The sequence below is a fragment of the Pseudomonas marincola genome (genome assembly GCF_900116605.1).
Taxonomy (GTDB): domain Bacteria; phylum Pseudomonadota; class Gammaproteobacteria; order Pseudomonadales; family Pseudomonadaceae; genus Aquipseudomonas; species Aquipseudomonas marincola.
Genome location: NZ_FPBC01000001.1, coordinates 687,892 through 706,920, shown reverse-complemented (window position 1 = coordinate 706,920; position 19,029 = coordinate 687,892). Strand labels below are relative to the sequence as shown.

The 19,029-nt window shown below is 56.7% G+C and carries 14 protein-coding genes; all 14 read left to right on the top strand.

Annotated features, from left to right (window positions below; translation table 11 throughout):
* Window positions 1–54: 54 nt before the first annotated feature.
* The 14 genes from bamA (at window position 55) to eno (ending at window position 19,016) form a co-directional block, all read left to right on the top strand.
* Window positions 55–2,451 (top strand): outer membrane protein assembly factor BamA, encoded by a 2,397-nt coding sequence (gene bamA / locus BM395_RS03450; protein WP_069899476.1) that lies wholly within the window; start codon window positions 55–57, stop codon window positions 2,449–2,451.
* A gap of 42 nt (window positions 2,452–2,493) precedes the next feature.
* Complete coding sequence (locus tag BM395_RS03445) at window positions 2,494–3,003, top strand: OmpH/Skp family outer membrane protein (RefSeq protein ID WP_069899475.1); 510 nt, start codon at window positions 2,494–2,496, stop codon at window positions 3,001–3,003.
* Window positions 3,004–3,007: 4 nt separating this feature from the next.
* The gene (lpxD, locus tag BM395_RS03440; RefSeq protein ID WP_425287572.1) at window positions 3,008–4,066 is read left to right on the top strand and encodes a UDP-3-O-(3-hydroxymyristoyl)glucosamine N-acyltransferase; all 1,059 of its coding nucleotides are present in this window, start codon (window positions 3,008–3,010) and stop codon (window positions 4,064–4,066) included.
* Between the two features lie 47 nt (window positions 4,067–4,113).
* The gene (gene fabZ / locus BM395_RS03435) at window positions 4,114–4,554 is read left to right on the top strand and encodes a 3-hydroxyacyl-ACP dehydratase FabZ (RefSeq protein WP_069899473.1); all 441 of its coding nucleotides are present in this window, start codon (window positions 4,114–4,116) and stop codon (window positions 4,552–4,554) included.
* On the top strand, window positions 4,551–5,327 hold the full coding sequence (lpxA, locus tag BM395_RS03430) for an acyl-ACP--UDP-N-acetylglucosamine O-acyltransferase (RefSeq protein ID WP_069899472.1): 777 nt from the start codon (window positions 4,551–4,553) through the stop codon (window positions 5,325–5,327). The genes fabZ and lpxA overlap by 4 nt, the downstream gene beginning before the upstream one ends.
* A 3-nt stretch (window positions 5,328–5,330) precedes the next feature.
* Window positions 5,331–6,464: a lipid-A-disaccharide synthase gene (gene lpxB, locus BM395_RS03425; protein WP_090508894.1), complete on the top strand. Its 1,134-nt coding sequence runs from the start codon at window positions 5,331–5,333 to the stop codon at window positions 6,462–6,464.
* Window positions 6,464–7,060, top strand: a complete 597-nt coding sequence (gene rnhB / locus BM395_RS03420; protein ID WP_090508893.1) for a ribonuclease HII — start codon at window positions 6,464–6,466, stop codon at window positions 7,058–7,060. The genes lpxB and rnhB overlap by 1 nt, the downstream gene beginning before the upstream one ends.
* Window positions 7,061–7,270: 210 nt before the next feature.
* The gene (locus BM395_RS03415) at window positions 7,271–8,728 is read left to right on the top strand and encodes an alanine/glycine:cation symporter family protein (protein WP_090508892.1); all 1,458 of its coding nucleotides are present in this window, start codon (window positions 7,271–7,273) and stop codon (window positions 8,726–8,728) included.
* Between the two features lie 91 nt (window positions 8,729–8,819).
* Entirely contained in the window at window positions 8,820–12,338 is a 3,519-nt protein-coding gene (dnaE, locus tag BM395_RS03410; RefSeq protein ID WP_090508891.1) for a DNA polymerase III subunit alpha, read from the top strand.
* Between the two features lie 325 nt (window positions 12,339–12,663).
* A complete protein-coding gene (gene accA, locus BM395_RS03405) occupies window positions 12,664–13,614 on the top strand; it encodes an acetyl-CoA carboxylase carboxyl transferase subunit alpha (RefSeq protein ID WP_090508890.1) in 951 nt (316 codons plus the stop codon).
* The gene (gene tilS, locus BM395_RS03400; protein WP_090508889.1) at window positions 13,614–14,927 is read left to right on the top strand and encodes a tRNA lysidine(34) synthetase TilS; all 1,314 of its coding nucleotides are present in this window, start codon (window positions 13,614–13,616) and stop codon (window positions 14,925–14,927) included. The genes accA and tilS overlap by 1 nt, the downstream gene beginning before the upstream one ends.
* A gap of 181 nt (window positions 14,928–15,108) precedes the next feature.
* On the top strand, window positions 15,109–16,740 hold the full coding sequence (locus BM395_RS03395) for a CTP synthase (RefSeq protein ID WP_069899465.1): 1,632 nt from the start codon (window positions 15,109–15,111) through the stop codon (window positions 16,738–16,740).
* A 4-nt stretch (window positions 16,741–16,744) separates the two neighbouring features.
* Window positions 16,745–17,590, top strand: coding sequence for a 3-deoxy-8-phosphooctulonate synthase (gene kdsA, locus BM395_RS03390; RefSeq protein ID WP_069899464.1), 846 nt, complete (start codon window positions 16,745–16,747; stop codon window positions 17,588–17,590).
* A gap of 136 nt (window positions 17,591–17,726) precedes the next feature.
* On the top strand, window positions 17,727–19,016 hold the full coding sequence (gene eno, locus BM395_RS03385) for a phosphopyruvate hydratase (protein ID WP_090508888.1): 1,290 nt from the start codon (window positions 17,727–17,729) through the stop codon (window positions 19,014–19,016).
* Window positions 19,017–19,029: the final 13 nt, after the last annotated feature.

The window sequence follows — 19,029 nt, the reverse complement described above, 5'->3', positions numbered from 1 at the left end:
CTGTCGCCAAGAGCGGCAGATTTTTTATCGTCAGTTGGAATAAGAAAGGACTTCATGAAACGTCTGCTGCTGCCTGCGGTGCTTTCCGCATTGATGATCGCCGAAGTTCACGCCGAGTCCTTCACCATCTCCGATATCCGCGTAAACGGTCTACAGCGTGTGTCTGCGGGGAGCGTGTTTGGCGCATTGCCGCTTAACGTCGGCGAAGCTGCTGATGACCGCGCTCTGGTCGATGCAACGCGTGATCTGTTCAAAACTGGATTCTTTCAGGATATCCAGCTCGGACGTGACGGCGATGTGCTGGTAATTACAGTCGTCGAACGACCTTCGATTTCGAACATTGAAATTGAAGGCAACAAGGCGATTACCAGTGAAGACTTACTCAAGGGCCTGAACCAGTCCGGCCTGGCTGAAGGTGAAATCTTCCAGCGTGCAACCCTTGAAGGCGTGCGTAACGAACTTCAACGCCAGTACGTTGCTCAGGGCCGTTACTCGGCTGAAATCGAAACCGAGGTGATCCCGCAGCCACGTAACCGTGTGGCGCTGAAGATCAACATCAACGAAGGCTCGGTTGCAGCGATTCAGCACATCAACGTAGTCGGTAACACGGTGTTCCCGGACGACGATCTGATTGATCTGTTCGAGTTGAAAACCACCAACTTGCTGTCGTTCTTCAAGAACGATGACAAGTACGCCCGTGAAAAGCTTTCCGGTGACCTTGAGCGTCTGCGCTCGTATTACCTCGATCGCGGTTATATCAACATGGATATCGCCTCGACTCAGGTTTCGATCACCCCAGATAAAAAGCATGTTTACATCACTGTAAACATCGACGAAGGCAGCAAGTACAAAGTCAGCGACGTTCGCCTCAGTGGTGACCTCAAGGTACCTGAGGAAGAAGTTCGCAAGCTGTTGCTGGTCAAGGAAGGGCAGGTGTTCTCACGTAAAGTGATGACCAGCACCTCCGAGCTGATCACCCGTCGTCTGGGTAACGAGGGTTATACCTTCGCCAACGTCAACGGTATTCCGCAGCCTAACGATGAAGACAAGACGGTTTCGATCGTATTTGCTGTCGATCCGGGCAAGCGCGCTTACGTTAACCGCATCAACTTCCGTGGCAACACCAAGACGGAAGACGAAGTACTGCGCCGTGAAATGCGTCAGCTGGAAGGCGGCTGGGCTTCGACCTACCTGATCGACCAGTCGAAGACGCGTCTTGAGCGTCTGGGCTTCTTCAAGGAAGTAAACGTCGAAACGCCGCAAGTGCCGGGCACTGATGACCAGATCGACGTGAACTACAGCGTTGAAGAGCAGCCGTCCGGTTCGATCACTGCCAGCGTTGGTTTCGCCCAGAACGCCGGTTTGATCCTCGGTGGTTCGATCAGCCAGAACAACTTCCTCGGTACCGGTAACAAGGTCAGCATCGGCTTGACCCGCAGTGATTATCAGAGCCGCTACAACTTTGGCTTTGTGAATCCCTACTGGACGCCAGATGGTGTGAGCCTGGGTTATAACCTGTTCTATCGCTCGACTGACTACGATGAGCTTGATACCGACGTATCCAGCTATGCGGTAGACAGCTACGGTGCGGGCATGAGCATCGGTTATCCGATCAGCGAAACCTCGCGTCTGACCTACGGTTTGACTGTGCAGCAGGATGACATCAACACCGGTGTTTACACCGTTGATGAAATCTACGACTTCCTGAACAAGGAAGGTGACAGCTACCTGAACTGGAAGGCGTCTTTCGGCTGGTCCGAATCGACCCTCAACCGTGGCGTGCTGGCGACCCGTGGTCACTCGCAGAGCTTCGTGGTTGAAACAACATTGCCAGGCAGTGATCTATCGTTCTACAAGGTCGATTACCGCGGGCAGATTTTTGCACCGATCAATGATGACTACACCATGCGTTTCCACACCCAGTTGGGGTATGGCGACAGCTTCGGTGATACCTCGGAACTGCCGTTCTACGAGCATTACTACGCCGGTGGTTTCAACTCGGTACGTGGTTTTGAAGACAGCAGTCTGGGCCCGCGCAGTACTCCAAGTGTGGTGCGCAACGATCAGGGTGAAATCATCTACGGTGTACCGGATGCCAATGGTCGCTACACTGACCCGGATCAGGACCCACTGCCGTTCGGTGGTAACGTGTTGATTCAGGGTGGTGCCGAGTTGCTGTTCCCGCTGCCGTTCGTCAAAGACCAGCGTTCACTGCGGACCTCGCTGTTCTGGGATGTGGGTAATGTCTACGACACCAACTGCACCGATAGCCAGAAGCAGTTGAGCGACAGCTGCGATATCGACTTGGGCAGCATGGCAAGTTCGGTGGGTGTTGGCCTGACCTGGATCACTGCTCTGGGGCCGTTGAGCTTCAGCTTGGCTGCACCGATCAAGAAGCCGGACAATGCAGACACGCAGGTGTTCCAATTCTCGCTTGGTCAGACGTTCTAAGCGTTTGAACTTAATCAATCACAAGTTTTGCAGGGGTGCATCGTGCGTAAGTTGACTCAAGTTATTCTGTTAAGTGCTGCTTTGATGGCGACTGCCACTCCGGCAATGGCTGAAATGAAAATTGCTGTGCTGAACTATCAAATGGCCTTGCTCGAATCCGATGCTGCCAAGCGTTACGCAGTGGATGCCGAGAAGAAGTTCGGCCCGCAGTTGAGCAAGTTGAAGTCGCTGGAAAGCAGCGCCAAGTCGATTCAGGATCGTCTGGTTAAAGGCGGCGACAAGATGCAGACCGCAGAGCGCGAGCGTCTTGAACTTGATTTCAAGCAAAAGGCCCGTGACTTCCAGTTCCAGTCCAAAGAACTCAATGAAGCCAAAGCAGCTGCCGACCGCGATATGTTGAAGAAGCTGAAGCCGAACCTGGACAAGGCCGTTGAAGAAGTCATCAAGAAAGGTAACTACGATCTGGTTCTGGAGCGTGGCGCCGTGGTTGAGGTTAAGCCTCAGTACGACATCACCCGCCAGGTTATCGAGCGTATGAACCAACTGCGTTGATCTGATGACGGCTAAAGAATTTACTCTCGGCCAACTGGCCACTCGGCTCGGAGCCACCCTCAAGGGTGACTCCGAGTTGTTGATTACTGGCCTTGCAACTTTGCAGGACGCCGGCGCCGGGCAATTGAGCTTCTTGGCAAATGCCCAGTACCGTAAATATCTGGCTGATACCCAGGCGGCTGCGGTGTTGCTCACAGAAACGGATGCCGAGGGTTTCCCCGGTAACGCGTTGATTGTGGCCAATCCGTATCTGGCTTACGCCGAGCTGTCGCATGCCTTTGATCGCAAGCCGCAAGGCGTGGTCGGGGTGCATCCGAGTGCTTTGGTGGCAGCGGATGCCAGCATTGACCCGACGGCCAGTATCGGTGCCTATGCGGTGATCGAGAGCGGGGCGCAGATTGCGGCCGGTGTCACCATTAGCGCGCATTGCTTTGTTGGTGCGCGTTCGGTGATCGGTGAAGGTGGCTGGTTGGCGCCGCGCGTTACCCTGTATCACGACGTGCGTATCGGCCGGAATGTGGTTATTCAGTCAGGCGCAGTGATCGGCGGTGAGGGCTTCGGCTTCGCCAACGAGAAGGGCGTGTGGCAGAAAATAGCGCAGATTGGCGGTGTGCTTATCGGCGATAATGTCGAAATTGGCGCCAATACCACGGTCGATCGCGGCGCGTTGTCCGACACGGTGTTGGGCAATGGTGTGAAGCTGGATAACCAGATCATGATCGCGCACAACGTACAGGTCGGTGACAACACCGCAATGGCCGGTTGTGTCGGTATTTCTGGCAGCACCAAGATCGGCAAGAACTGTATGATTGCCGGCGGCGTGGGCATGGTCGGTCATATTGAGGTTTGTGACGGTGTGTTTGTCACGGGCATGACCATGGTAACGCGCTCGATTACAGAACCGGGCTCATATTCTTCAGGTACGGCAATGCAGCCGGCGAACGAGTGGCGCAAAAGTGCAGCGCGGATTCGCCAGTTGGATGATATGGCCAAACGCTTGCAGCAGCTGGAAAAACAGCTCGCCGCAGTGACCTCGAACGGAAAAGCCTCATCTGATGCGTGAGCCCGGAAAACCGTGCTCCTCTTTTTTTATTACAGGCTTCTCTGGAAATGATGGACATCAACGAAATTCGTGAATACTTGCCGCACCGTTACCCGTTTCTCCTGGTTGACCGGGTGGCGGAGCTGGACGTTGAAGGCAAATGTATTCGTGCCTATAAGAATGTCAGCATTAATGAGCCTTTTTTCAACGGCCATTTTCCTGAGCACCCGATTATGCCGGGCGTCCTGATTATTGAAGCCATGGCTCAGGCAGCGGGTATCCTGGGTTTCAAAATGATGGACATCAAGCCATCAGACGGCACGCTATACTATTTTGTTGGCTCGGATAAACTGCGTTTTCGCCAGCCGGTTGTGCCGGGCGACCAGTTAATTCTCGAAGCCAAGTTCCTCAGCTCCAAGCGCAGCATCTGGAAGTTTGAGTGCAAGGCAACCGTAGACGGCAAGGAAGTCTGTTCAGCTGAAATTATTTGTGCGGAACGCAAATTATGAGTTTGATTGACCCTCGCGCCATTATCGATCCTGCTGCCAAGTTGGCTGACGACGTTGTGGTCGGGCCTTGGTGCATTATTGGGGCTGATGTGGAAATTGGTGAGGGTACCGTGCTCGGGCCTAATGTCATCATTAAAGGCCCGACCCGAATTGGTAAACACAACCGTGTTTATCAGTTTTGCTCACTTGGTGAAGACACCCCGGACCGCAAATACAAGGGCGAACCCACGCGCCTGGTGATTGGCGATCACAACATTATCCGTGAAGGCGTGACCATGCACCGTGGCACCATTCAGGACCGCGACGAAACCACCGTCGGTGATCACAACCTGATCATGGCTTATGCCCACATCGGCCATGACAGCGTAATCGGTAACCACTGCATTCTGGTTAACAACGTCGCGCTGGCAGGCCACGTGCACATTGGTGACTGGGCGATTCTGTCCGGCTACACCCTGGTTCATCAGTTCTGCCACATTGGCGCGCACAGCTTTGCGGGCATGGGTACGGCGATCGGTAAAGACGTCCCGGCGTATGTCACCGTTTCCGGCAACCCGGCCGAAGCGCGCACTATGAACTTCGAGGGCATGCGCCGTCGTGGTTTCAGCGCCGAAGCCATTCAGGCGCTGCGCCGTGCCTACAAAATTGTCTACCGTCAGGGCCTGACCATCGAAGACGCTTTGCTTGAACTGGCTGAGTTGGCCGATGAGTTCAGCGAAGTGGCGGTATTCCGCGACTCGATCCAGTCTTCCCAACGCGGCATCACCCGCTAATTTATGTCGGCTGTATTGCGCGTCGCCCTGGTGGCTGGCGAAGCTTCGGGCGATATTCTCGGCGCGGGTCTGATGCAGGCGCTCAAGCTGCGCCATCCGCAGGTCGAGTTTATCGGGGTTGGTGGGCCGCGGATGCAGGCTCAAGGCCTCGAGCCGATTTTCCCGATGGAACGCTTGTCGGTCATGGGCTTGGTCGAGGTCCTCGGCCGCCTGCCGGAGCTGCTCTCGCGTCGCCGCGACCTGACCAAAACCCTGATTGCCGCTAAACCGGATGTGTTTATCGGCATCGATGCGCCCGATTTCAACCTTGGCCTTGAATTGAAGCTGCGCCAGGCCGGGATCAAGACCGTGCATTACGTCAGCCCGTCGGTTTGGGCGTGGCGGCAAAAGCGCGTGCTGAAGATTCGTGACGCCTGCGACCTGATGCTTACGCTGTTCCCGTTCGAGGCACAGTTCTACGATGAACATCAGGTGCCGGTGCGCTTTGTCGGCCATCCGCTGGCGGACGAAATCCCGCTGCAAGCGGATCGGCATGGCGCCCGTGAAGCGCTGGGCCTGGCTCACGATGCTCCGGTAATTGCACTTATGCCGGGCAGTCGCGGTGGTGAAGTAGGGCGCCTGGGCGCTTTGTTCCTGGATGCGGCTGAACGTTTGCGTGCGCTGCGTCCCGGTATTCAGTTTGTTCTGCCGTGCGCGAGCCGTGAGCGTCGCGAGCAACTTGAAGCCATGCTCGCCGATCGTGATCTGGCCCTGACGTTGCTCGATGGCCGTTCGCATGAGGCGTTGGCAGCCTGCGATGCAGTGCTGATTGCATCCGGCACCGCAACCCTTGAGGCGCTGCTGTACAAACGGCCGATGGTGGTTGCCTACCGCGTTGCTCCGCTGACCTACAGCATTCTCAAGCGTCTGGTTAAGAGCCCGTATATTTCGCTGCCAAACCTGTTGGCCAAGCGCTTGCTGGTGCCTGAAATGATTCAGGATGCAGCGACTGCCGAGGCGCTGGCGCAAACGGTTTCACCGCTGCTCGATGGCGGCGAGGTGCAAACCGAAGGCTTCGATCAGATCCATCGTTCACTGCGCTGCGATGCCTCCAAACAGGCGGCTGATGCGGTACTTGAGTTGGTAGGGCGCGCCTGATGCAGATGGGATTGGATTTTGCTCAGGTCGAAGAACTTGTCGCCGGGGTGGACGAAGTGGGTCGTGGCCCGCTGTGCGGCGCAGTCGTGACCGCTGCGGTGATTCTTGATCCGGCGCGGCCGATTCTGGGGCTCAACGATTCGAAGAAGCTCACCGAAGCGCGCCGTGAAATGCTCTTTGACGAGATTCGCGAGAAGGCGCTGTCCTGGTGTATTGCCAGAGCTGAGGTTGAAGAGATCGACCAGCTGAATATTCTTCACGCCACAATGCTGGCCATGCAGCGGGCTGTAGAAGGGCTCAGCGTCACCCCTAAACTTGCGTTGATTGACGGCAATCGCTGCCCAAAATTGAACGTTCCCAGTGCATCTGTGGTCAAGGGTGATAGCTCGGTGGCGGCGATTGCCGCTGCATCGATTTTGGCGAAAGTGAGTCGTGACCGGGAAATGCTTGCGCTTGATGCGCAATATCCGGGCTACGGCATTGCCAAACACAAGGGCTACCCGACACCTGTTCATCTTGAGGCGCTGCGGCGTCTGGGGCCAACGCCCATCCACAGGCGCTCGTTTGCGCCGGTCAGAAACCTGCTAGACAGCTAATTCGCGGCCATTGTCGCCTGACTGCAATTATGGGTCGCTCATTCGCAGGCAAGCGAGCGACCAATATTTCAAAGTCCCAGCCCTTTCGCGCTGTCTACACTGGTAGTCAGCATCATTTTCAGGTTGCACCTTGAGTGCGATGCACATTCGTTTCCGGCCGGTAATTCAGGGTCGAGCGTAAATGCCGCGGTAGGCGGTCGGAGGATTTCCATGCAAGAAGTGGCCACGCAGGTTGTCGACCTGTTGAACGGGTTGATCTGGGGGAAGGTACTCATCTGGTTGCTGGTTGGTTCCGGTTTGTACTTCACCGTTCGCTTGGGCGCGGTACAGTTTCGTCACTTCGGGCACATTTTCACGGTGCTGCGCGGCAGCCGTAACAGTGACAGTTCGGGTATTTCATCATTTCAGGCGCTGTGTACTTCGCTCGCGGCGCGCGTCGGTACGGGCAACATTGCCGGTGTCGCCGTGGCGATCACGCTCGGCGGGCCGGGTGCGATTTTCTGGATGTGGATGATTGCTCTGGTCGGCATGGCCACAGGTTTTGTTGAGGCCACGCTGGCTCAGTTGTTCAAGAGCCGCGACGAGCAAGGCCAGTTTCGCGGCGGTCCGGCGTATTACATGGAGCGTGGCCTCAATGCACGCTGGATGGGCATTCTGTTCTCGATCTTCCTGATCATTGCCTTCGGTTTCGTGTTCAATTCCGTGCAAGCCAACACCATCAGCGGCGCAATGATTGGCGCGTTCAATATCGACTGGGGCACGTTTACCCTGATGGGCAGCGTAATTCCGGTGGCATCAGCGGTGATTGGTCTGGGCTTGGTGGTGCTGACCGCATTGATTATTTTCGGTGGCCTGCGCTCCATTGCGCGCTTCTCCGAGCTGGCCGTGCCGGTTATGGCAGCGGCCTATCTGCTGGTGGCGCTGGTTATCATCGTGATCAATTTCAGCGAGTTGCCGGCAGTGTTCTCGTTGATCTTCAAGAGCGCCTTTGGTTTGCATGAAGCAGCGGCTGGCGGCATTGGTGCGGCGATCATGAACGGCTTTAAACGCGGCTTGTTCTCCAACGAGGCCGGCATGGGTTCTGCACCCAATGCTGCTGCATCGGCGACGCCTTACCCGCCGCATCCGGTCTCGCAGGGCTATGTGCAAATGGCTGGCGTGTTTATCGACACACTGCTGATCTGCACCGCCTCGGCCGCGATCATTTTGCTGGCCAAGGTGCCAGCCGGCAGCGCGGAAGGTATTGCGCTGGTGCAGCAGGCGCTGAGCAGCCAGTTAGGCGGTTGGGCCAAGTACTTTTTGGCGGTGGTGATTCTGTTCTTCGCCTTCACCTCAATTGTTGCCAACTACTTCTATGCCGAGAACTGTCTGGTATTCCTGGAGCATAATCACCAGTCCGGTCTGTTGATTTTCCGCTTGGCAGTGTTGGCGATGGTGATGTTTGGTGCGCTGGCATCGTTGCCCTTCGTCTGGAATCTTGCGGACGTGTCGATGGGGTTGATGGCGATTACCAACCTGATTGCCGTGATACTGCTCTCCAATCTGGCGTTCAAGCTGGCGCGTGACTACAACGCCCAGCGCAAGGCGGGCAAGGTGCCGACCTTCGATGCCAGCGAGTACCCGGAAGTGCAGAAAAAACTTTCACCCGGCGTTTGGGATGATCGCTAATTAGCGATAGTTTGATCCGCAAAGCTGATGTTTGATCCAAGGCTCGGTACAATCCGGGCCTTGTCGTTTTTGTGTTTTGAATAGGGCTGCCATGACTGTTCCATTTGTCCATCTGCGTGTGCACAGCGAATACTCCCTGGTTGACGGTCTGGTCCGGGTCAAACCGTTGATCAAGGCGGTTGCCGGCGCGGGTATGCCGGCGGTGGCAGTCACCGATCAGAGCAACATGTGCTCACTGGTCAAGTTCTATAAAGCCTCGATGGGCGCCGGTATCAAACCCATTTGTGGGGCTGATATCTGGCTGGCCAGTGCCGATGAAGATGGCGCGCTGACGCGCATGACCTTGCTGGTGATGAACGGTAAGGGTTATCGCAACCTGACCGAGCTGGTCTCGCGCGGCTGGAGTGAAGGCCAAAGCAATGATTTGGTGATTATCCAGCGCGACTGGGTCAAGGCGGCTGCCGAAGGGCTTATTGCATTGTCCGGCGCCCGTGAAGGTGAAGTCGGGCGCGCCTTGCTGGCAGGTGATCCGGTGCTTGCCGAGCAGCGTTTACGCGAATGGCAGGCGGTTTTCCCCGATCGCTTCTATGTCGAGTTGCACCGTACCAATCGCGTCAACGACGAAGAATACCTGCACATGGCCGTTGAGCTGGCGGACCGGGTTGGCGCGCCACTGGTGGCTACCAACGATGTTCGCTTCATTAATCAGGATGACTACGAGGCGCACGAAACCCGGGTGTGCATTGGTGAAGGCCGCTCGCTGGACGACCCGCGCCGCCTGCGCAACTACTCCGATCAGCAGTACCTGAAAACCCCGGAAGAGATGGCCGAGCTGTTCAGTGATCTGCCGGAGGCGCTGGAAAATACCGTCGAAATTGCCAAGCGTTGCAATATCGATGTGCAGTTGGGCACCTACTTCCTGCCTAACTTCCCGATTCCAGACGGCATGACCATGGATGAGTACTTTCGCAAAGTCTCGTTCGACGGACTCGACGAGCGTCTGGAGGTATTGCTGCCCAAGGACACGCCGGATTACGAGGCGAAGAAGCAGGTGTATGTCGACCGCCTCAACTTCGAACTCGACATCATCATTCAGATGGGTTTCCCCGGCTACTTCCTGATCGTTATGGACTTCATCAAGTGGGCCAAGAACAACGGCGTGCCGGTAGGACCAGGCCGTGGATCGGGTGCAGGCTCGCTGGTGGCGTATGTGCAGAAGATCACCGACCTTGACCCGCTGGCCTATGACCTGCTGTTCGAACGCTTCCTCAATCCCGAGCGGGTATCGATGCCCGACTTCGACGTCGACTTCTGCATGGACGGGCGCGACCGGGTTATTGATTACGTGGCGGAAAAGTACGGCCGCAACGCTGTAAGCCAGATCATCACCTTCGGCACCATGGCCGCCAAGGCGGTGGTGCGTGACGTGGCGCGGGCGCAGGGCAAGTCTTACGGTTTGGCGGATCGCTTGTCGAAGATGATTCCGTTCGAGGTCGGTATGACGCTGGCCAAGGCGTTCGAGATGGAAGAGCCGCTGCGCGACTTCCTCAAGACTGACGAAGAAGCGGCCGAAATCTGGGAGATGTCGCTCAAGCTCGAAGGTATCTGCCGCGGCACTGGTAAGCACGCCGGTGGTGTGGTTATCGCGCCGACCAAGCTCACCGACTTCTCGCCGATTGCCTGTGATGAAGAAGGCAATGGTCTGGTCACCCAGTTCGATAAGGATGATGTGGAATCGGCGGGTCTGGTGAAGTTCGACTTCCTCGGTCTGCGTACCCTGACGATCATCAAGTGGGCGATGGAAACCATCAACCGCGAGCAAGCCAAGCAGGGCTTGCCGGACCTGAATATCGACTTCATCCCGCTGGACGACAAAGCCACGTTCGCGATGTTGCAAAAAGCTGAAACCACCGCGGTGTTCCAGCTTGAATCGCGCGGCATGAAAGAGCTGATCAAAAAGCTCAAGCCCGACTGCCTTGAAGACATGATCGCACTCGTGGCCCTGTTCCGTCCGGGCCCGTTGCAGTCCGGCATGGTGGACGACTTCATCAACCGTAAGCACGGTCGTGAGCCGATCTCCTATCCGCATCAGGATTACCAGTACGAAGGCCTGCAGCCAGTTTTGGCGCCGACTTACGGGATCATTCTGTATCAGGAACAGGTGATGCAGATTGCTCAGGTCATGGCGGGCTATACCCTTGGCGGCGCTGACATGCTGCGCCGCGCAATGGGTAAGAAAAAGCCAGAAGAAATGGCCAAGCAGCGCGGCGGTTTCATTGAAGGCTGCGCCAGTAACGGTATTGATGCGGACCTTGCGGGTAACATCTTTGATCTGGTGGAGAAGTTCGCGGGTTACGGCTTTAACAAGTCGCACTCGGCCGCCTATGGTTTGCTTTCGTATCAAACTGCCTGGCTCAAGGCGCATCACTCGGCGGCCTTCATGGCGGCGGTGTTGTCGGCGGATATGCACAACACCGACAAGGTCGTTACGCTGATCGAAGAATGCCGCAGCATGAAGCTGCGTCTCGATGCGCCCGATGTGAACACCTCCGAGTACAAGTTCACGGTTAACGATGAGGGCTGGATCGTCTACGGTCTGGGCGCGATCAAAGGCGTGGGCGAGGGGCCGGTAGAGGCGATTGTCGAGTCACGTAAAGACGGCCCGTTCAAGGATCTGTTCGATTTTTGCTCACGGGTCGACCTCAAGCGAATCAACAAACGCACCCTCGATGCATTGGTACGCAGCGGCGCGCTGGATCGTCTCGGGCCGCACTTCCATGAAGAGATCAAAGAGTATCGCGCCAATATCGACCGCAACCGCGCCGTATTGCTGGCTGCGACCGAAGAGGCTGTGCAGGCCGCCGAGCAAACGGCGCGCAGCCATGACAGCGGACACATGGACTTGTTTGGTGGCGTCTTTGCCGACGAAACCGCCGATGTTTATGCCAAGCACCTGAAAGCGCGGGAACTGACGCTCAAAGAACGTCTCAAAGGTGAGAAGGAAACTTTGGGGTTGTACCTCACCGGGCACCCGATCGACGAGTACGAAGGCGAGGTTCGCCGTTTTGCCCGTCAGCGCATTGTTGATCTGAAACCGTCACGTGAGTCGCAAACGGTTGCCGGCTTGATTGTTAACCTGCGGGTTATGAAGAACAAGAAGGGCGACAAAATGGGCTTTATCACCCTGGACGACCGTTCCGGGCGCATTGAGGCCTCTTTGTTTGCCGAGGCCTTCGCCAGTAATCAGGCGTTGTTGCAGAGCGATGCGCTGGTAGTGGTCGAGGGTGAGGTGAGTAACGACGACTTCTCGGGCGGTATGCGTTTGCGTGCCAAGCGCGTGATGAGCCTGGAGGAAGCACGTACCGGACTGGCCGAAAGTTTGCGTTTGCGTATTGCCAGCACAGCGCTGAAGGCGGACAAACTGAACTGGCTGGCGCAATTGTGTGAACGCCACCGGGGCGCTTGCCCGATCACGCTGGACTACGCGGGCACGGATGCACGGGCGCTGCTTGAGTTTGGCGAAAAGTGGCGGATTGATCCGGCAGACAGCCTGATTCAGGCATTGCGTGACCAGTTCGGCCGAGACAACGTCTTCCTTCAATACCGCTAAGGATTATGTAGCACTGAAAAGGACGCGTGCCGCGCAGTTACAAGGTTAGAGGGCTCATTGAGGCGCAATTTTTGGTAAAAATCAGCGCTTTCAGAGTCTTACAAATGCCGCAGTACTGAGCCGCGCTCTTTTTCGATCCTTAACTTTTGAGGCCTAGGCCTTATGTAAGGGTGGCGGCACTTGACGTCTACAGCGTGCGCATTGATCCTTCAGGGTTGTTGCGCCAAGACTCAGGTGTCGACCTGGATGAGCCCAATCCTATAAGGTAGGGCATAAACGGATACCGCTCCCCGGCCACTTGGCCGTCGACGCAAGACGGATGACTATGAACCCGAATTTTCTTGATTTCGAACAGCCAATCGCTGACCTGCAAGCCAAGATCGAAGAGCTTCGCCTGGTCGGTAACGACAATTCACTGAACATCAGTGATGAAATCGCGCGGCTCCAGGACAAAAGCAACGCGTTGACTGAAAGCATTTTCGGCAACCTGACCAGCTGGCAGATCGCCAAGCTGGCGCGGCACCCACGTCGTCCCTACACCCTCGATTATCTGGGTCATATCTTCACCGAGTTCGACGAGTTGCACGGTGATCGTCACTTCTCCGACGATGCTGCCATTGTCGGCGGTGTTGCTCGTCTGGATGATCAACCGGTAATGGTCATCGGTCATCAGAAGGGCCGCGAAGTTCGCGAGAAAGTACGTCGCAACTTCGGCATGCCGCGTCCGGAAGGCTACCGCAAGGCGTGCCGTCTGATGGAAATGGCCGAGCGTTTCAAGATGCCAATCGTGACCTTCATCGACACCCCAGGTGCTTATCCGGGTATCGACGCGGAAGAGCGCGGTCAGAGCGAGGCAATTGCCTGGAACCTGCGTGTTATGGCGCGCCTGAAAACCCCGATTATCGCTACCGTTATTGGTGAAGGTGGTTCGGGCGGCGCATTGGCCATCGGCGTTTGCGACCAGCTGAACATGCTGCAGTACTCGACCTATGCGGTTATCTCGCCGGAAGGTTGCGCATCGATCCTGTGGAAAACCGCAGACAAGGCGCCAGATGCGGCTGAAGCCATGGGCATTACGGCGGATCGCCTGAAAGGTTTGGGCATCGTCGATAAAGTCATTGCCGAGCCATTGGGTGGTGCCCATTGCGACCCGGCAGCGGCTGCCGAGTCTGTTCGCCAAACATTGGCTGTGCAGCTTAAAGACCTGAAGAAACTCGATACCGACGCGCTGCTTGCCCGTCGTTACGAGCGTCTCATGAGCTACGGCGTGGCGTGATGACCCTGTGCGCCAGGGTGCTGGAAAATCTGGCTCCCTGGCGTGACGCACCTGCGTGGCGCGTCGGCTTTTCGGGCGGATTGGATTCAACCGTCCTGTTACATGTACTAGCCAGCCTTGCGCAACGTGAGGCAATCCCGGCACTTTCCGCTATCTATATCGATCACGGCTTGCAAGCTGTCGCGCAAGACTGGCCGGCGCATTGCCAGCAGTTTTGCGCGCGTTTGGCTGTGCCGCTGCATGTTCAGCGCGTGCATGTTGATGACGGACCAAGCCTTGAGCGCGCAGCGCGTGAGGCGCGGTATCGGGCGTTCGGTCAGCAGTTGGCAGAGGGGGAGGCGTTGCTGCTTGCCCAGCACCGTGATGATCAGGCCGAAACCCTGATGTTTCGGTTGCTCCGTGGCGCCGGCGTGCGCGGGCTCGCGGCAATGGCTGTTAGTCGGCCGTTGGGCGCTGGCGTATTGCTGCGTCCGCTGCTGAATGTCTCGCAAGCTGAGCTGCGTGAATACGCCCTGGCGCATCGGCTGAGCTGGATCGAAGACCCGTCCAACGCCGATCAACAGTACTCGCGTAATTATCTGCGTCATAGCGTGCTGCCGGCATTGCATGCGCGCTGGCCGCAAGCGTTGGGCAATATCGCCCGCGCTGCCGAGCATTTGGGTGAGGCTTCGCAGTTGCTCGATGAGTTGGCAATTGAGGATTTACAGCGCGCAGAATCCTTTGAGACCGCAGCATGGAGCGCAGTTCCGAGCTTGTCGCTGCCGGTATTGCGCAGCCTGAGTGAGCCGCGTCAGCGTAATGCTCTGCGTTATTGGTTGCGCGAGCGCACTAAGATGCCAGATACGGCGCATTGGGCGAGCTGGATTACCTTGCGTGATGCAGCCCCGGATGCATCGCCAGTCTGGCGTTTGGCCGGCGGTGAAATTCATCGTGCCGACGAGCGGCTATGGTGGCTCAGTGGTGACTGGCTGAGAAAACCTCAGGCGCTTTCCCAGCCCATTATCTCCGGTCAATGGCTGGCGCTGCCGGGTAATGGTCGGGTGCGTGTTGAAGGGCAGTTGCCGGACGGGGCGTTTTACATCGGCTACCGTCAGGGCGGCGAGGTGCTGGAGCTGCCAGAGCGTGGCCATCGCGATTTGAAACGATTATTAAATGAGCATCAGGTGCCGGTTTTTATCCGCGCTCGTCTACCCTTGTTGATGTGTCAGGGGCGCGTTTGTGCGGTGGCAAATGTGGAAAATCTGGATGGTTGTTCAAGCAAACTCTGGCGTCTGGTCTGGCAATTACCGACCAGCGAACTAGGTTTGAGCTGATAAGCCATTTCCGGTAGACTACGCTCCCGTCTTATTAGCGCTTTTGTTGATTCCGTTTCTTTTGAAGAATTGGTCTCGGCAGCGCGTTCAGTTATGGCTGTTTTATAACTGCTGGCTTCGGCCTTTCCTTCGCTTTCCCCGGCGGCGCTGACCGCCTAAACGCAGACTTCTAGGGTTTTACATGACGCGCTACATATTCGTCACGGGTGGTGTTGTTTCTTCTTTGGGGAAGGGCATTGCTTCGGCTTCACTGGCGGCTATCCTGGAGGCGCGGGGCCTGAAGGTCACGATGCTGAAGCTGGATCCCTACATCAACGTCGACCCGGGCACCATGAGTCCGTTCCAGCACGGTGAAGTGTTCGTCACTCAGGACGGCGCTGAAACTGACCTCGATCTTGGCCATTACGAGCGGTTTATCCGCACCACGATGACCCAGAACAACAACTTCACCACCGGCCGCGTCTACGAAGACGTGCTGCGCAAAGAGCGCCGTGGTGATTATCTGGGCGCGACCATTCAGGTCATCCCGCACATCACCGACGAAATCAAGCGCCGTATCATCAAGGGTGCTGGTGACGCGGATGTGGCGATGGTTGAAATCGGCGGCACGGTTGGTGATATCGAATCGCAGCCGTTCCTCGAAGCAATTCGTCAGCTGCGTGTTGAGGTTGGCGCCAAGCGCGCAATGCTCATGCACCTCACGCTGGTGCCGTACATTGCTACCGCGGGCGAAACCAAGACCAAGCCAACCCAGCACTCGGTTAAAGAGCTGCGTTCGATCGGCTTGCAGCCTGATGTGCTGGTTTGCCGTTCAGATCATCCGGTTGATGTGTCGTCGCGCCGCAAGATCGCCTCGTTCACCAACGTTGAAGAACGCGCGGTTATCTCGCTCGAAGACGTCGATACCATCTACAAGATTCCTTCGGTACTGCATGCGCAGGGCCTTGATGACTTCGTCGTCGAGCGCTTTGGCCTTGAGTGCGGCAGCGCCGACCTTTCCGAGTGGGACCGCGTGGTTGACGCCAAGCTGAACCCGGAAAAAGAAGTCAATATCGCCATGGTCGGTAAGTACATGGAACTGCTGGACGCCTACAAGTCGCTGATTGAAGCGATGAGCCATGCCGGCATCCAGAACCGTACCAAGGTCAACCTGCGTTACATCGACTCCGAAGACATCGAGAACAGCGGCACCTCGCTGCTCGACGGTGTAGACGCGATTCTGGTGCCTGGCGGCTTTGGTCTGCGCGGCGTCGAAGGCAAGATTCAAACGGTGCAATACGCCCGCGAGAACAAGATCCCGTATCTGGGTATCTGCCTCGGTATGCAGGTTGCCGTTATCGAATTCGCCCGTAACGTACTGGGCTGGACCGATGCCAACTCCACCGAATTTGACATGGCCAGCAAGCACCCGGTCGTCGGTCTGATCACCGAATGGCAAGACGCCGACGGCAGCACCGAGCAGCGCACCGAGTCGTCTGATCTCGGCGGCACCATGCGTCTCGGCGCTCAGGATTGCCAGCTGATGGCCGGTAGCAAAGTGCATGACTGCTACGGCAAGGATGTCATCGTTGAGCGTCATCGTCACCGTTATGAAGTGAACAACAACCTGCTGCCAAGCCTGACGGATGCGGGTCTTAACGTAACCGGTCGTTCGGGCGACGGTGCATTGGTTGAAGTGGTTGAAGCGCCGGATCATCCGTGGTTCGTAGCTTGCCAGTTCCACCCTGAGTTCACCTCGACGCCGCGTGACGGTCATCCGCTGTTCAGTGGCTTCGTTAACGCTGCATTGGCGCAAAAATCCAGGAAGGCTTAAGCCCATGGCGCAAAAGATTATCCGCGTAGGTGACATTGAAATTGCCAACGACAAGCCGTTCGTGCTGTTCGGTGGCATCAACGTCATCGAGTCGCGTGATCTGGCGATGCAGGCCTGCGAAGAATATGTACGGGTGACCGAGAAGCTCGGCATCCCGTATGTGTTCAAGGCCAGTTTCGACAAGGCGAATCGTTCATCTGTCAGCTCTTTCCGCGGCCCCGGCCTCGAAGAGGGCATGAAGGTCTTTGAGGAAATCAAAAAGACCTTCGGCGTGCCGGTGATTACCGATGTGCACGAGCCGCATCAGGCGCAAGCCGTGGCAGATGTCTGCGATATCATTCAACTGCCGGCTTTCTTGTCGCGACAGACTGATCTGGTTGTGGCCATGGCCAAAACCGGCGCCGTGATCAATATCAAGAAGGCTCAGTTCCTTGCGCCGCAAGAGATGGGTCACATCCTCAACAAGTGCGTTGAGGCGGGTAATGATCAGTTGATCCTGTGCGAGCGCGGCTCGTCATTCGGCTACAACAATCTGGTCGTTGATATGCTCGGCTTCGGTATCATGAAGCAGTTCGAGTACCCGGTATTTTTCGATGTGACCCACGCCTTGCAAATGCCCGGTGGCCGTTCCGACTCTGCTGGCGGTCGTCGTGCACAAGTCACGGATCTTGCCAAAGCCGGCATGAGCCAAGGGCTGGCCGGCTTGTTCCTGGAAGCCCATCCAGACCCTGATAATGCCAAGTGCGACGGCCCATGTGCGCTGCGCTTGAACAAGCTTGAAGCCTTCCTCACCCAACTCAAGCAGTTGGATGACCTGGTAAAGAGTTTTCCGCCGATTGAGACTGCCTAAAAGCGCAGATATCCGGTAAAGTGCCGTCGGGAATTACCTGACCAATTGGTCAGGTAATGGGCGTCTGTCAGAACAATGACAACAGGCGTGAAGCCCGCTGGTGCAGTTCTCGTTAACTTTTGGAGTGCTAAACGTAATGGCAAAGATCGTCGACATCAAAGGCCGTGAAGTCCTTGATTCCCGTGGTAACCCGACTGTAGAAGCCGATGTGATCCTGGAAAACGGCATCATTGGCAGCGCCTGCGCGCCATCCGGTGCTTCTACCGGTTCGCGTGAAGCGCTGGAATTGCGCGATGGCGACAAGAGCCGTTATCTGGGCAAAGGCGTCCTCAAGGCCGTTGCCAACATCAATGGCCCGATCCGTGATCTGTTGCTGGGTAAAGATGCTCGCGACCAGCAGGCACTCGACCGCGCCATGATCGAACTCGATGGCACTGAGAACAAGGCGACCCTGGGCGCTAACGCCATTCTGGCGGTATCGCTGGCTGCTGCCAAAGCCGCTGCTCAAGCCAAAGGCGTGCCGCTGTATGCACACATTGCCGACCTGAACGGTACTCCGGGCGTTTACTCGATGCCTGTGCCCATGATGAACATCATCAACGGCGGCGAGCATGCCGATAACAACGTCGACATCCAGGAATTCATGGTTCAGCCGGTTGGCGCCAAGAACTTCGCCGATGCGCTGCGCATGGGCGCCGAAATTTTCCATCACCTCAAAGCTGTTCTCAAGGCGCGTGGCCTGAGCACCTCTGTGGGTGACGAAGGTGGTTTCGCGCCTAACCTGGCGTCGAACGAAGATGCGCTCGCAGCTATCTCTGAAGCTGTTGCCAATGCTGGCTACACGCTGGGTGATGACGTGACCCTGGCGCTGGACTGCGCTTCGAGCGAGTTCTTCAAAGACGGCAAATATGACCTGGCTGGCGAAGGCAAAGTATTCGACGCTGCTGGTTTTGCTGACTATCTGGCCGGTTTGTCCGAGCGTTATCCGATCATCTCGATCGAAGACGGCATGGATGAGTCCGACTGGGCTGGCTGGAAAGTGCTGACCGACAAGATCGGCAGCAAGGTTCAATTGGTCGGTGACGACCTGTTCGTAACCAACACCAAAATCCTCAAGGAAGGCATTGATAAGGGCATCGGTAACTCGATCCTGATCAAGTTCAACCAGATCGGTTCGCTGACCGAAACTCTGGAAGCCATCCAGATGGCCAAGGCTGCTGGCTACACCGCGGTGATTTCACACCGCAGTGGCGAAACCGAAGATTCGACCATCGCCGACCTCGCTGTAGGGACCGCGGCTGGCCAGATCAAAACCGGTTCGCTGTGCCGTTCAGACCGCGTATCCAAGTACAACCAGTTGCTGCGTATCGAAGAGCAGCTCGGCGGTAAAGTTGCATATCGCGGCCGCGGTGAGTTCCGCGCCTAAGTAGAAGCGTGGT